The organism is Microbacterium sp. 22179 (assembly GCF_052045715.1).
Lineage (GTDB): Bacteria > Actinomycetota > Actinomycetes > Actinomycetales > Microbacteriaceae > Microbacterium > Microbacterium galbinum.
Genome location: NZ_JBQEPJ010000004.1, coordinates 350,893 through 364,142, shown reverse-complemented (window position 1 = coordinate 364,142; position 13,250 = coordinate 350,893). Strand labels below are relative to the sequence as shown.

Genomic DNA, 13,250 nt, shown 5'->3' with positions numbered 1-13,250 from the left:
CGACATCGGACGGATTCCCTATCTTCGGCCGACCCACCCCCTTATGCGCGAGCCACCCCCTCCTGCACGGGGCAGAAGGGGGTGGCTGGACTGCAGAGGGTGGCTCGGCGATCGAGCCCGCGCACGTCAGGCGTCGACGTCGCCCCGCCACTCGCCGGTCTCGGCGCCGCGCGTCTCGATGAACTCCTTGAAGTTCTCGAGGTCCTTCTTCACGGCGTGCGATCCGGCTCCCACGAGAGAGCCGACCTTCTCGACGAAGCCCTCGGGCTCCCAGTCGATCTGAACGGTGACCCGTGTCTTGATGTCGGAGAGCTTATGGAAGGTCACGACACCCGCGTGCTCGGTGTCGCCGCCGATGCTGTTCCACGCGACGCGCTCGTCGGGGTGCTGCTCGGTGATCTCGGCGTCGAACTCGCGCTCGACACCGCCGACCTTGACCTTCCAGCGGTTGTGGGTGTCGTCGATCTGGGTGATCGACTCGACCTCCGACAGGAACTGCGGGAAGCTCTCGAACTGCGTCCACTGGTTGTAGGCGGTGGTGACGGGGACGTCCACGTCGATGGTCTCGATGATCTGCGCCATGGTGATTCCTCCTTGTAAGTCGGAGTCCTATTCAGCACGGCATCGCCGATCGAGACGACGGGGTTGACAGCACCCGTTCGAAGGCGGATGCTCGGCGCCCGGGTCAGGCGTGCAGCAGGTGCGCGCGCGCCGACGGACGCGGCACGTCGGGCGAGAGGATCGCGAGCACGCGCACGAGGGTCGTCATCCAGAGCAGCCCGAGACCGACCGCCATCGCCTCGAGCGCGGTCATCGTGATGAGACCGAAGACCGCGAACAGCACGAACGCGACCGTGACCAGCGCCCCCACCCCGATCGTGGTGATGCTCAGTGCGCGCGGTGCCCCGGGCACGACGATCGCCGTCACGGTCATCGACGCAGCGAAGAACAGGAGCGTGATGGGCGCCACGATGTTGTGCGCCTCGGGGAAGCGGTGCAGCGGCAGCAGGCCCACCCCGGCGAGCGCGAACCCGGTGACGATCCACAGTCCCGAGGTGACCGCGATGCGTCCGAGCGCCGGGTCTCCGAGGATGCGGTGCAGGTCGCGGCCGATGTACGCACCGACCGTGCCGACCAGCGCACCGGCGACGACCAGGGTGCCGTTGAACGCCCAGGCGTCGTCACCCATGCCGAGCTGCGAGAAGTTGATCTCCCACCATCGGGGGTCGGCGGCGGTCACCATCGCGAAGAGGGTGCCGATCACCAGATAGCCGAACAGGATGCTCGACAAGTCGGCCGTGCGCAGCCCGATGCCCGCGGCGAAGGCGAAGCGTCCGCCCACCGCCGCGGCGAACCCGGTGACCAGTGCGCCGCCGACGAGCGTCAGCTCGAGGCCCTGCAGCCCGATCGCCAGCACCTGGGTGCCGAGGAGCACGCCCATCCCCGCGACACCGGCGAAGGCGACGGTGAGGGCGATCGCCGAGATATCGGTGATGATGCGCTGCCAGCGCGGCATCGGCGCGGTCTCGTTCCGGCGATGCCGGAGGGTGCTCACGACGAAGGCGCCGCCGGCGATGACACCGGCGGCGGACGCGGCGGGAAGCGCCAGGGAGCCGGAGCCGATGAGCATCCGAGGCTCGGGGCCCAGCAGCAGGAAGCCGGCGGAGGTGCCGAGCACGAAGCAGACGACCGTGGCCCAGACCGCGACGGTCTCGCCGCGCAGCCGTTGTCCCTGGTCCATGGGTACATCGAACCACTAACTGGTTACGCCGGTATATCAGCAATTGGTCGAAGCATCCACCCGTTCCTGCGCACACCCCGAGAAGCGGCGCTCCGGGACTACCGTGGGGACATGCGCATTCCCGCCGCGATCCGCGCCAGCCAGCGATCCCCGCTGCTGCAGGTCGTGAAATCCGCGGCGGCGACCATCGCCGCCTGGCTCATCGCCGGATGGGTCTTCCCCTCGCAGCTGCCCGTGTTCGCCGCGATCGCCGCCCTCCTCGTCGTGCAGCCGAGCGTCAACCAGTCCCTCTCGAAGGCCCTCGAACGCAGCATCGGCGTGATCGCGGGCGTCGTGATCGCGATGGGCCTGGGTCTGCTCCTCGGCTCGCCGAGCTGGATCGTGCTGCTCGCGATCGTCGTCGCGATGCTCGTGGCGTGGATCTTCCGCGCCTCCCCCGGCACCGGCAATCAGGTCGCGATCTCGGCCATGCTCGTGCTCGCCCTCGGCTCGTCGAGCCCCGAGTACGCGTTCGCCCGCATCATCGAGACGCTCATCGGCGTTGCGATCGGCATCGTCGTGAACGCCCTGATCGTGCCGCCCGTGCTCGTGGCCCCCGCGCGTCACCACCTCGGCCTGCTCGGTGCCGAGCTCGCGGCGAGCCTCGACCGGCTGGCCGACGCTCTCCCGAACCCGCAACCTCCGGCACGGATGCAGGAGCTGATGCTCGAGGCCCGCCTGCTGCGCCCCATGAAGGATGCCGCGGATGCCGCGATCGCCGCGGGCGAGGAATCGCTCACCCTCAATCCCCGCAGATCCACGCACCGAGCGGATCTGCGGGAGATGCGCGCGCTGCTCGAACGGCTGTCGCCGATCGTCACACAGGTGATCGGGATGACCCGCGCCTACGCCGACCACTACGACGACTCGATCGGCGAGGAACCCGCGGTGATCGCCATCGCCGAGCAACTCCGACGAGCCGGGCACGACGTGCGCCTCGCCGTGCAGATCGCCGATGTCGCCCCCGAACCCGAGACGCTGACCTCCGCCATCCCGGCCCTCACCGCTCCGCTCGTGATCCGGCCGCCGTCGAGCCAGCACTGGATCCTCATCGGATCGCTCATGGAGGATCTCCGCCGTATCCGCGGCGAGCTCGTCGACGACGAGTGATCCGGTGGCGGCATCCGGACGTCGGAATGTCGACCGTGCGGCCTACTCTGGTCCCATGAGCGACGTCACCCTCGACCGGGCACTCGCCGAACTCGCCGCCCTCGAAGATCCGAAGATGCGCGCGGCCAACGAGAAGCGCGGTGACGACCACGGCATGAACCTGAGCCGCCTGCGCGCGCTGGCGAAGACCATCAAGATCGACCACCCGCTCGCGCAGGAGCTGTGGGCGACGGGCGAGACGCCCGCCCGCCTGCTCGCCCTCCTCGTCTGCCGCCCGAAGGACTTCACCGCCGACGAACTCGACGCGATGCTGCGCGAGACCGATCCGCCGAAGGTCAACGACTGGTTCGTCAACTACGTCGCCAAGAAGACCCCGCTCGCCGAGGAGATGCGGCTGCGTTGGTTCGATGACGCCGATCCGACGGTCGCTGCGGCGGCCTGGTCGCTCACCTCGGTGCGGGTCGTCAAGGACCCCGACGGCCTCGACCTCGGCCGTCTGCTCGACCTGATCGAGGCGCAGATGAAGGATGCCCCGGCACGGCCGCAATGGTCGATGAACGAGACGCTCGCGCAGATCGGCATCCATCATCCGGATCTGCGCGAGCGCGCCCTCGCGATCGGCGACCGCCTGCAGGTGCTCGCCGACTACCCGACGGCACCCGGCTGCACCTCTCCGTTCGCCCCGATCTGGATCGGCGAGATGGTGCGGCGAGCCGAGGGCTGAGCTACTTCGCGGCCACCATGGCGCCGGCTTCGGCGAACTCCTCGTCGATCTCGGCGTTCGCGCGATACGTGAGCAGGCTCACCACCACGGCGGCGATCAGCGCGAAGACGAAGGCCGGGAGCAGCTCGTAGAGCCCCGTGTTCAACGGCTTCCACAGGAACACGGTCGCCGCGCCGACGACCATGCCGGCGAGCGCCCCCCAGTTGGTGAGCCGTCGCCAGAAGAGGCTGAGCAGGATGATCGGGCCGAACGCCGCACCGAAGCCCGCCCAGGCGAACGAGACGAGGCCGAGGATCGTGTCGTTCGGCGTGACCGCGAGCACGGCCGCGACGACGGTCACACCCAGCACGCCGATGCGCCCCAGCAGCACGAGCGTCTTGCTCGACGGCGGCGTCTTGCGGAACACCTTGTAGATGTCTTCGACGAGGGCCGAGGAGCTCACGATCAGCTGGCTCGAGACCGTGCTCATGATGGCGGCGAGCACGGCCGCGAGCACGAGACCGGCGACGAAGGGATGCAGCAGCGTCTGCGACATGAGCAGCACGACGGTCTCAGGGTTGGCGAGGTCGATGCCGCGCTGGGCGATGAACGCGATACCGACCAGACCCGAGAACACGGCGCCGCCGAGGGAGAGCACCATCCACGAGATGCCGATGCGGCGGGCGCTCTTGGCTTCCTGCGGCGAGCGCAGCGCCATGAACCGCACGATGATGTGCGGCTGACCGAAGTAGCCGAGACCCCAGGCGAGGGCCGAGACGATCGCCAGCATGGTGCCGCCCGTGAGAGCCGTGCCCGACAGCAGCGAGAGGTGATCGGGGGCGACCTCGGCGATAAGGTCGCCCGTCTCCGCGAATCCGCCGATCGCCACGATGGCCGCGACGGGCACCACGATCAGCGCGATCACCATCATCAGCCCCTGCACGACGTCGGTGAGGGATGCCCCGAGGAAGCCGCCGAAGAGCGTGTATGCCAGCGTCACCCCGGTGACGAGGAGCATCCCGACGAGGTAGTCGCCCTGGAAGGAGCTCTCGAAGAACACGCCTCCGGCGACCATTCCCGACGAGATGTAGAGCGTGAAGAACACGAGGATGACGACGCCGGAGATGATGCGCAGCAGGCGCGTGCCGTCGCGCAGCCGGTTCTCGAAGAAGCTCGGCACCGTGATCGAGTTGCGCGAGACCTCGGTGTACGCGCGGAGGCGCGGAGCGACGAGCAGCCAGTTCAGGTAGGCGCCGATCGTCAGTCCGACGGCGATCCACGCTTCGATGAGTCCCGAGACGTAGATCGCACCGGGCAGACCCATCACGAGCCACCCCGACATGTCGGACGCTCCGGCGCTGAGAGCCGCGACCCACGGCGGCAGGTTGCGCCCGCCGAGCATGTAGTCCTCGTGGTCGGAGGTGCGGCGGAACGCGAACCATCCGATGAGGAGCATCCCGGCGAAGTACAGCGCGAGGGCGGCGAACGTGAAGATCTGGTCTGACATGGTCTCCCTTTCGGCGGCGTCGTGAGCCGCATCGCGACCCGGCATCGTCGCCGCGTCGCGCTCGATGATGTCAAACGAGGACGCGAATCGCCAGGTCTGCGCACAAGGAGTCTCAGTACATTGGAATGATGAGCACCCACATCGCGGCGGAGCCCGGCCAGATCGCCCCCATCGTCCTCTTCCCCGGCGACCCGCTGCGGGCCAAGTGGATCGCCGAGACCTTCCTCGATGACGCCGAGCTCTACTCCGAGACCCGCGGGATGCTCGGTTTCACCGGTACCTGGCAGGGTCACCGCGTGTCGGTGCAGGGTTCGGGCATGGGTCAGCCCTCGATGGCGATCTACGCGAACGAGCTGTTCGACTCCTACGGCGTGCAGACGATCGTGCGCGTGGGTTCCTGCGGTGCGCTGACCGAGAAGCTCAAGGTGCGCGACATCATCATCGCGAACGCCGCGAGCACCGACTCGGGCATCAACCGAGTGCGCTTCCACGGGCTCGACTACGCCCCCGTCGCCGACTTCGCCCTGCTGCGCGCTGCGGTCGAGGCGAGCGAAGCGGAAGACCTCGATTCCGCCGTGCACGTGGGCCAGCTGTTCTCGAGCGACCAGTTCTACAGCACGCGTCCCGAACTCACGGAGCCCTTCGTGAAGCACGGCATCCTCGGCGTCGAGATGGAGGCCGCGGGCCTCTACACGCTCGCCGCCTTCCACGGCCGCCGCGCGCTCGCGATCTGCACGGTCTCCGACCACATCGTCACGGGCGAGGAGACCACGGCGCAGGAGCGCGAGCAGACCTTCGGCGACATGATCCGCATCGCGCTGCGCGCCGCGACCTCGGTCTGAGGCATCGACCGCCCGCGCCGGATGGGATGATCGAAGCACCATGGCATCCCTCCTCGACCCGGCCACCCTTCCCGACGGATCCGATGCGGATGCCGTCTACACGGCGTTCGTCGAATGGGCCGAGTCGACCGGCCTGACCCTCTACCCCGCGCAGGACGAGGCGATCATCGAGATCGTGTCGGGCAACAACCTGATCCTGTCGACCCCGACCGGCACCGGGAAGTCGCTCGTCGCGATCGGCGCGCACTTCGCCGCCCTGCTCGACGGACGCCGCAGTTACTACACCGCACCGATCAAAGCCCTGGTGAGCGAGAAGTTCTTCGCACTGGTCGAGGTGTTCGGCGCCGAGAACGTCGGCATGGTCACGGGTGATTCCTCGGTCAACGCGGATGCTCCGATCATCTGCTGCACCGCCGAGATCCTCGCGAACCTGTCGCTGCGGCAGGGGACGGACGCCGAGGTCGGCCAGGTCGTGATGGACGAGTTCCACTTCTACGGCGACCCCGACCGCGGATGGGCCTGGCAGGTGCCGCTGCTCGAGCTGCCGCAGGCGCAGTTCATCCTGATGTCGGCCACGCTCGGTGACGTGACCGCGCTCGCGTCCGACCTGACCCGCCGCACGGGCCGCGACACGGCGACGGTGACGGGTGTCGAGCGCCCGGTGCCCCTGCACTTCTTCTACGAGCAGACCCCGATCCACGAGACGATCGAGGAACTGCTGAACACGAACCAGGCACCGGTGTACATCGTGCACTTCTCGCAGGCCGCGGCGATGGAGCGGGCACAGGCGCTGTCGAGCACGAAGGTCGCCACCCGCGAGCAGCGCGACGCGATCGCTGATCTGATCGGTGCGTTCCGCTTCACGACGGCGTTCGGCAAGACGCTCTCGCGCTTCCTGCGGGCGGGGATCGGCGTGCACCACGCGGGGATGCTGCCCAAGTACCGTCGTCTCGTCGAGCAGCTCGCGCAGCGCGGTCTGCTGCGCGTGATCTGCGGCACCGACACGCTCGGCGTCGGGATCAACGTGCCGATCCGCACGGTGCTGCTCACCGCACTGACCAAGTTCGACGGCACGAGGATGCGGCAGCTCAACGCCCGCGAGTTCCATCAGATCGCCGGCCGTGCGGGTCGTGCGGGCTACGACACCGCGGGCACCGTGGTCGCGCAGGCGCCGGAGCACGAGAGCGAGAACCTCGCCGCCATCCGCAAGGCGGGTGACGACCCGAAGAAGAAGCGCAAGATCATCCGCAAGAAGGCGCCCGACGGATTCGTGTCGTGGGGCGAGCCCTCGTTCCGCAAGCTCATCGATGCGACACCCGAGACGCTCACCTCGCACATGCAGATCACCAGCGCGATGATGCTCAACGTCATCGGCCGCGGGGGCGACGTGTTCGGCAATATGCGCGCGCTGGTATACGACAATCACGAGCCGCGCGCACGCCAGCGCGAACTCGCCCTGCGCGCGATCGGCATCTACCGCACCCTGCTCGAATCCGGAGTGGTGGAGCAGACGGTTGCCGGGGAGATCCGGCTCACGGTCGATCTGCAGCCGAACTTCGCCCTCAACCAGCCGCTGTCTCCGTTCGCCCTCGCGGCGTTCGAGCTCCTCGGAGAGGAGTCCCCCAGCTACGCCCTCGACATGATCTCGATCGTCGAGGCCACTCTCGATGATCCGCGTGCGGTGCTGAGCCAGCAGGAGTTCCAGGCTCGCGGCGAGGCGGTCGCGGCGATGAAGTCCGAGGGCATCGAGTACGACGAGCGCATGGAGCTGCTCGAGCAGGTCACCTACCCGAAGCCGCTCGACGAGCTGCTGACCGCCGCGTTCGAGACCTTCAGCGCCGCGCAGCCGTGGATCCGCGACTTCGAGCTGCACCCCAAGTCGGTCGTGCGCGACATGTACGAGCGCGCCATGTCGTTCGGGGAATATGTCGCCTTCTACAAGATCGCCCGCTCGGAGGGCGTGGTGCTGCGCTACCTGTCGGATGCCTATCGCGCGGCATCCCAGACCATCCCCGAAGAGCTCAAGACCGAAGACCTCCGCGACCTGATCGAGTGGCTCGGCGAACTCGTGCGCCAGGTCGACTCGAGCCTGCTCGACGAGTGGGAGGAACTGCGAGCCGGCATCGACAACGGACGCGTCGATTCCCCCGACGAGATCGTGCCGCCCGCTCCGAAGCGCCTCACGAGCAACGTGCGCGCGTTCCGCACCCTCGTGCGCAACGAGCTGTTCCGCCGGGTGCAGCTCGCCGCGCGCGAAGACGCCGATGCCCTCGCCGAACTCGATCCCGCCTTCGGAGCGGATGCCTGGAACGACGCCCTCGACGGCTACTTCGCCGAGCACGACCAGATCCTCACCGGGGCGGATGCCCGCAGTTCCGCGCTGCTGATCCTGACCCCCGGCGAGACGACGTGGACGGCGCGCCAGATCTTCGACGACCCGGCCGGCGACCACGACTGGGGCATCTCGGCGACCGTCGACCTCGCGGCATCCGATGAGGCCGGGGAAGCGGTCGTGACGGTCACGGCGGTCGACCGGCTCTAGTCGGCCACGGGGAGCGAGTCAGCGCGGCACCCGAGCCCCCTTCACGAGCCGCGCCACCAGGTCGGGATACGCCACCCCGGCGGCGGCGAACATGCGCGGCGCCTGCGAGGCGGCGGTGAGCCCGGGCATGGTGTTGACCTCATTGAGCACCGGCCCCTCGTCGGTGAGGAAGAAGTCCATGCGGGCCAGGCCCCCGCATCCGAGCGCGTCGAACATCGCCAGCGCGGCTCGCTTGAGGCCCGCCGACTCGTCGGACGCGAGCTGCGCCGGCACCGTGAAGCGCGCGGTTCCGTCGTACTTCGTCGCCGTGTCGAACAGCCCCTCGGCATGGATCTCGAGCGGCGGTGCCGCCCAGCGGATGCCGCCCGTCTCGCACAGCACGGCGACGTCGATCTCGCGTCCGCGCACGACCTCCTCCACGAGGATGCGCCGGTCGAGTCGCGCCGCCGCGCGCAGCGCGGGAAGCAGTTCGGCCTCCTCGCGCACGAGCGCCACCCCGTGGCTCGATCCGGCCGAGACCGGCTTGACGACGACGGCACCCTCGAACTCCACGTCGCCGATGTCCTCGGCCGAGATCACGCGTCCACGCGCCGTCCGGATGCCGACGGCATCCGCCACCAGCTTCGTCGCCCACTTGTCCATCCCGAGCGCCCCGGCGCCTACCCCCGAGCCGACCACGCGTACTCCGGCGAGCGCGCAGAGCGCTGCGAGCGCGCCGTCCTCGCCCGGCGCTCCATGCACCGCCGGGAACACGACGTCGGCCTGCGCGATCAGCGGCATCGCGAGAGCCAGCGACTCCGCCGCCGACGCTCCCGCCCGGATGCCGTCGGCCCGCCAGATCCCCTCCCGGTCGATCGTGACGCAGGTCACCGTGTGGTCCCCCATCCGCAGGGCCGCCGCGACCGCGGCCGCCGAGGCGAGCGACACGTCGTGCTCGGCGTTCTGCCCTCCCCCGATCACCAGCACGTGCACGGTCATGCGATGCTCCTCTGCACGCGGGGGCCGATGCCCGTGAGGATGGTGTGCGGGATCGTTCCGGCCCAGCGCGCCCAGTCCTGCAGCGACGGCTCGGCACCGCCCTCCGGCCCGAGCAGCACCGCCTCCGCACCGCGCGGAACCGCGGTATCTCCCGTGTCGACGACGATCTGATCCATCGACACCCGTCCGACGATCGGATGCCGCGCACCGTCGATCGCGACACCCGCCGCCGGCGACAGCTCGCGGGGCACCCCGTCGGCGTATCCGACGCCGATCACGCTCAGGTGCGTCGCGCGCTCGACGATGTGGTCACCGCCGTAGCCGACCGCGGTTCCGGCCGGCACACGCGCGCTGTGCACGACGGATGCCGTCCACCGTGCAGCCCCGGCGAGCGCCGTGGTCTCGGAGGGATCGATCCCCACGAGGCCGGCTCCGATCCGCACGAGATCGAAGTGGGTGGCGGGGTCGGTGAGCGCCCCGGCCGTGGCGGCGAGGTGCACGGCCAGGGGCCCGAAGCCGGCGCGGAGCACGGCATCCCTCCCCTGACGCAACCGCCGCACCGCCGCCGCGTTCGCGCACGGGTCGCCGGCGTCGGCCCGCGGCAGATGCCCCATGACACCGGTGACCTCGATCCGTCCGCGCGCCGACCGTGCGACCCGCAGCAGTTCGGCCCAGTCCTCGACCGGGCATCCGCCGCGAGCCATCCCGGTGTCGAGATGCAGGTGCACGCGCACGGGAGCGGTGGCATCCGCCGCCAGCTGTCGCAGCTCCTCGACCGATCCCACCGCGATGTCGACGCGATGTTCGTGCGCGAGCCGCGCATCGACGCCCGAGGGATTCAGCCACGCCAGGATCGGCTCCGTGAGCCCGGCCTCACGCAGCTCGACGGCGTCGGCGGCATCCGTCACTCCCAGCCAGGTCGCTCCGGCGGTGACCGCGGCACGCGCGACCGGCACGGCCCCGAGGCCGTAGCCGTCGGCCTTGACGACCGCCATGATGGCGGCGCGCGTCGAGGCGCGCACCCGCGCGACGTTCGCGGCGATGACTGTCGGCAGGGTGGTGAGCGTCGGTGCGTGCAGCCGCGAGAGCGCGACCCCCTCGATGACGGCGCTCATCGCTGCATCCGCGGGTCTTCGGTCGGGTCGTCGTACATCTCGGGGCAGCCCTGAGTGACGGCATCCGGCCGGAGTTCGTAGTGCCACGACTCGTTCGCGTAGATCTGGCAGCGTCCGTAGCCGGCGCCGTGCTGGGCGAGCCAGTCGAGGGTCGGAAGACCGCCGAGGTCGACAGCCTCGCCCGACACGTGCAGCGAGGTCTCGGGCGTCGCGACCCAGCGCGCCGCCTCCTCGGCCGATCCGTAGCTGATCACGGCCTGGTCGAGCATGTGCTGCTGCAGGGCCGCCGAGCGCCAGCCGCTGTTGACGAGGAAGGGGACGTCGGCGTCGGATGCCGCGCGCTGCAGCGCGTCGAGCAGCGCCGGGTCGAGGTTGCCGACGGCCACACGATCGGTGTCGAAGACCGTCGGCTGGTCGCCGTCACGGATCACACCGTCGGCGTCGCTCGGAGCGAGCACCGATCCTCCCGGCGGGATCGTGGCGGCACCCGCCGAGGTCTCAGCGGCGCTGTCGTCGGTGGAGGCGTCGGGCCCGGGGCCGGCGGTGAAGCTGTGCGAGAGCACGGCATCCGCTGCGGCGAGCGACTGCTGCACGGCGAAGGCGGCGATGGCGGCGACGATCAGTGCGATCGCCGACCAGACGATCCGCCGCGCACGGCGGGTGGTGGAGGTGGTGCTGTTCATCCCCCCAGTGCAGTCGCCGGGCTGTTGCCGGGGCGTATGCGGTTCTGCATATGCTCCCGATATGCGCGGGTGCGTAGGATCGCAGCCATGCGTGTGCTGATCGTCGAGGACGAGCCCTACCTCGCCGAGGCCGTCCGCGACGGGCTGCGGCTCGAGGCGATCGCCGCCGACATCGCGGGCGACGGGCACGTCGCTTCGGAACTGCTCGACATCAACTCCTACGACATCGCGGTGCTCGATCGCGACATCCCCGGCCCCTCGGGCGACGACATCGCCCGCGCGATCGTCGCGTCGGGCAGCGGCATCCCGATCATCATGCTCACCGCCGCCGACCGCCTCGACGACAAGGCCTCGGGGTTCGAGCTCGGCGCCGACGACTACCTCACGAAGCCCTTCGAACTGCGCGAACTCGTGCTGCGCCTGCGTGCGCTGGGGCGGCGCCGCGAGCGCGCCCGGCCGCCGGTGCTCGAGGTCGCGGGGCTGCGGCTCGACCCGTTCCGCCGCGAGGTCTTCCGCGATGAGCGGTACGTCGCCCTCACCCGCAAGCAGTTCGCGGTGCTCGAGGTGCTCGTCGACGCGGCGGGCGGGGTCGTGAGCGCCGAGGAGTTGCTGGAGCGCGCCTGGGACGAGAACGCCGACCCGTTCACCAACGCCGTGCGCATCACCGTGTCATCGCTGCGCAAGCGACTCGGGGAACCCTGGGTGATCGTGACGGTGCCGGGCGTCGGGTATCGGATCGCGACGGATGCGGCGGCGGATGCCGGGGATGCGGTGTCGGATGCCGGGGGCGCGGCGGCGGATGCCGGGGCGGATGCCGATGCTTAGACATCGCGGGATGACCGCACGTCTGCGACTCGCCATCAGCTACGCCGGGGTCGTCGCGCTGGCGGGTTTCGTGCTGCTGGCGGTCGTGTGGTTGTGGTTGCTGAGGTACGTGCCGGATCAGAACATCGATGCGGGATTCTTCGTGCCGAATCGCTCCGACCTGATCCGCGCATTCACCCCGTTCGCGACCTGGGCGATGATCGGATTGATCGCCGCGGGGCTCGCCGGCGGGTGGCTGCTGGCCGGACGGATGCTCGCTCCGCTGTCGCGCATCGGCGCCGCCGCTCAGCTCGCCGCCCAGGGGTCGCTGTCGCATCGGGTGCGGTTGGAGGGTCCGGCCGACGAGTTCCGCGACCTGGCCGACGTGTTCGACGCGATGCTCGAACGGATCGAGGCCCACGTCGAGGAGGAGCGCCGATTCGCCGCGAACGCCTCACACGAACTGCGCACCCCTCTGGCGATCTCGCAGACGCTGCTCGAAGTCGCCCGCACCGATCCCGACCGCGACGTCGACGCCCTGATCTCGCGGCTCGGCGAGGTCAACGTCCGGGCGATCGAACTGACCGAGGCGCTGCTGCTGCTGAGCCGTGCCGACCGGCGATCGTTCACGCATGAGCCCGTCGATCTGTCGCTCGTGTCGGAAGAGGCGGTCGAGGCCCTGCTGCCGTTGGCCGACCGCCGCGGGGTCACGGTCGAGGTCGGTGGGGTTCCTGCGGTCGCCTCGGGGTCGGGGGCGCTGCTGCAGCAGCTGGTGACGAACCTCGTGCACAACGCGATCGTTCACAACCTCGACTTCGACGGACGCGTCGCCGTGCGCACACATGACCTCCCCGCGGGGCTCGCGGTCGTGGTCGAGAACACCGGAGCGGTCGTTTCCGCCGATCGCGTCGAGGTGCTCGTCGAACCGTTCCAGCGCGGTGCCGAGCGCGCCCGCGGCGACGACCACGTCGGCGCCGCGCTCGGCCTCGCGATCGCCGAGCGGATCGCCCAGGCCCACGACGGGAGTCTCGTGCTCACCCCGCGCCCCGACGGCGGCCTCATCGTGACGGTGTGGCTGCCCCGGCCCGCCGGCTCCTGAGCGAGCGTAGCGAGACGAAGGGCCCACCCCACCGGAACTGGGTCCGTGAGCCTGTCGCAGGGCCCCGCCCGCCGCTCGGTCCCTGAG

Annotated in this window: 12 protein-coding genes; 6 read left to right on the top strand and 6 right to left on the bottom strand. The window is 69.8% G+C overall.

Annotated elements, in window-relative coordinates; genetic code table 11:
• Nucleotides 1-126: 126 nt before the first annotated feature.
• Complete coding sequence (locus ACTJKK_RS11700; RefSeq protein WP_247957477.1) at nt 127-582, bottom strand: SRPBCC family protein; 456 nt, start codon at nt 580-582, stop codon at nt 127-129.
• Nucleotides 583-685: 103 nt separating this feature from the next.
• Nucleotides 686-1,741, bottom strand: a complete 1,056-nt coding sequence (locus tag ACTJKK_RS11695; protein WP_247957476.1) for a DUF998 domain-containing protein — start codon at nt 1,739-1,741, stop codon at nt 686-688.
• A 111-nt stretch (nt 1,742-1,852) separates the two neighbouring features.
• Between ACTJKK_RS11695 and ACTJKK_RS11690 the strand changes: the two genes are divergently transcribed.
• Together ACTJKK_RS11690 and ACTJKK_RS11685 are read left to right on the top strand one after the other, a co-directional pair.
• Nucleotides 1,853-2,890: an FUSC family protein gene (locus ACTJKK_RS11690; RefSeq protein WP_440748114.1), complete on the top strand. Its 1,038-nt coding sequence runs from the start codon at nt 1,853-1,855 to the stop codon at nt 2,888-2,890.
• Nucleotides 2,891-2,945: 55 nt separating this feature from the next.
• Nucleotides 2,946-3,614: a DNA alkylation repair protein gene (locus ACTJKK_RS11685; RefSeq protein WP_440748113.1), complete on the top strand. Its 669-nt coding sequence runs from the start codon at nt 2,946-2,948 to the stop codon at nt 3,612-3,614.
• Nucleotide 3,615: 1 nt separating this feature from the next.
• Here the strand turns inward: ACTJKK_RS11685 and putP are convergent, their stop codons facing one another.
• Complete coding sequence (gene putP / locus ACTJKK_RS11680; protein ID WP_440748112.1) at nt 3,616-5,100, bottom strand: sodium/proline symporter PutP; 1,485 nt, start codon at nt 5,098-5,100, stop codon at nt 3,616-3,618.
• 128 nt (nt 5,101-5,228) lie between these two features.
• Here putP and deoD point away from each other — a divergent pair, with 128 nt between their 5' ends.
• Nucleotides 5,229-5,942 carry a purine-nucleoside phosphorylase gene (gene deoD / locus ACTJKK_RS11675; protein ID WP_247633162.1) on the top strand — a complete coding sequence of 238 codons (714 nt, stop codon included), beginning with the start codon at nt 5,229-5,231 and terminating at the stop codon, nt 5,940-5,942.
• Nucleotides 5,943-5,982: 40 nt separating this feature from the next.
• Complete coding sequence (locus ACTJKK_RS11670) at nt 5,983-8,484, top strand: DEAD/DEAH box helicase (RefSeq protein ID WP_440748111.1); 2,502 nt, start codon at nt 5,983-5,985, stop codon at nt 8,482-8,484.
• 18 nt (nt 8,485-8,502) lie between these two features.
• Here the strand turns inward: ACTJKK_RS11670 and ACTJKK_RS11665 are convergent, their stop codons facing one another.
• The 3 genes from ACTJKK_RS11665 to ACTJKK_RS11655 are packed head-to-tail and all read right to left on the bottom strand — an operon-like array spanning nt 8,503 to nt 11,260.
• Complete coding sequence (locus tag ACTJKK_RS11665; RefSeq protein ID WP_440748110.1) at nt 8,503-9,462, bottom strand: D-alanine--D-alanine ligase family protein; 960 nt, start codon at nt 9,460-9,462, stop codon at nt 8,503-8,505.
• The gene (gene alr, locus ACTJKK_RS11660; RefSeq protein ID WP_440748109.1) at nt 9,459-10,577 is read right to left on the bottom strand and encodes an alanine racemase; all 1,119 of its coding nucleotides are present in this window, start codon (nt 10,575-10,577) and stop codon (nt 9,459-9,461) included. The genes ACTJKK_RS11665 and alr overlap by 4 nt, the downstream gene beginning before the upstream one ends.
• Nucleotides 10,574-11,260, bottom strand: coding sequence for a M15 family metallopeptidase (locus ACTJKK_RS11655; RefSeq protein ID WP_440748108.1), 687 nt, complete (start codon nt 11,258-11,260; stop codon nt 10,574-10,576). Before ACTJKK_RS11655 ends, alr begins: the two co-directional genes overlap by 4 nt.
• Before the next feature lie 87 nt (nt 11,261-11,347).
• Between ACTJKK_RS11655 and ACTJKK_RS11650 the strand changes: the two genes are divergently transcribed.
• Together ACTJKK_RS11650 and ACTJKK_RS11645 are read left to right on the top strand one after the other, a co-directional pair.
• A complete protein-coding gene (locus ACTJKK_RS11650) occupies nt 11,348-12,085 on the top strand; it encodes a response regulator transcription factor (RefSeq protein ID WP_440748107.1) in 738 nt (245 codons plus the stop codon).
• Between the two features lie 10 nt (nt 12,086-12,095).
• Complete coding sequence (locus tag ACTJKK_RS11645; protein ID WP_440748106.1) at nt 12,096-13,163, top strand: sensor histidine kinase; 1,068 nt, start codon at nt 12,096-12,098, stop codon at nt 13,161-13,163.
• The last annotated feature ends 87 nt before the right edge of the window (nt 13,164-13,250 follow it).

What these genes read in the sequence shown, in the direction of transcription:
- ACTJKK_RS11700 (WP_247957477.1), bottom strand. Translation starts at nt 582, where the DNA reads ATGGCGCAGATCATCGAGACCATCGACGTGGACGTCCCCGTCACCACC.
- ACTJKK_RS11695 (WP_247957476.1), bottom strand. Translation starts at nt 1,741, where the DNA reads ATGGACCAGGGACAACGGCTGCGCGGCGAGACCGTCGCGGTCTGGGCC.
- ACTJKK_RS11690 (WP_440748114.1), top strand. Translation starts at nt 1,853, where the DNA reads ATGCGCATTCCCGCCGCGATCCGCGCCAGCCAGCGATCCCCGCTGCTG.
- ACTJKK_RS11685 (WP_440748113.1), top strand. Translation starts at nt 2,946, where the DNA reads ATGAGCGACGTCACCCTCGACCGGGCACTCGCCGAACTCGCCGCCCTC.
- putP (WP_440748112.1), bottom strand. Translation starts at nt 5,100, where the DNA reads ATGTCAGACCAGATCTTCACGTTCGCCGCCCTCGCGCTGTACTTCGCC.
- deoD (WP_247633162.1), top strand. Translation starts at nt 5,229, where the DNA reads ATGAGCACCCACATCGCGGCGGAGCCCGGCCAGATCGCCCCCATCGTC.
- ACTJKK_RS11670 (WP_440748111.1), top strand. Translation starts at nt 5,983, where the DNA reads ATGGCATCCCTCCTCGACCCGGCCACCCTTCCCGACGGATCCGATGCG.
- ACTJKK_RS11665 (WP_440748110.1), bottom strand. Translation starts at nt 9,462, where the DNA reads ATGACCGTGCACGTGCTGGTGATCGGGGGAGGGCAGAACGCCGAGCAC.
- alr (WP_440748109.1), bottom strand. Translation starts at nt 10,577, where the DNA reads ATGAGCGCCGTCATCGAGGGGGTCGCGCTCTCGCGGCTGCACGCACCG.
- ACTJKK_RS11655 (WP_440748108.1), bottom strand. Translation starts at nt 11,260, where the DNA reads ATGAACAGCACCACCTCCACCACCCGCCGTGCGCGGCGGATCGTCTGG.
- ACTJKK_RS11650 (WP_440748107.1), top strand. Translation starts at nt 11,348, where the DNA reads ATGCGTGTGCTGATCGTCGAGGACGAGCCCTACCTCGCCGAGGCCGTC.
- ACTJKK_RS11645 (WP_440748106.1), top strand. Translation starts at nt 12,096, where the DNA reads ATGACCGCACGTCTGCGACTCGCCATCAGCTACGCCGGGGTCGTCGCG.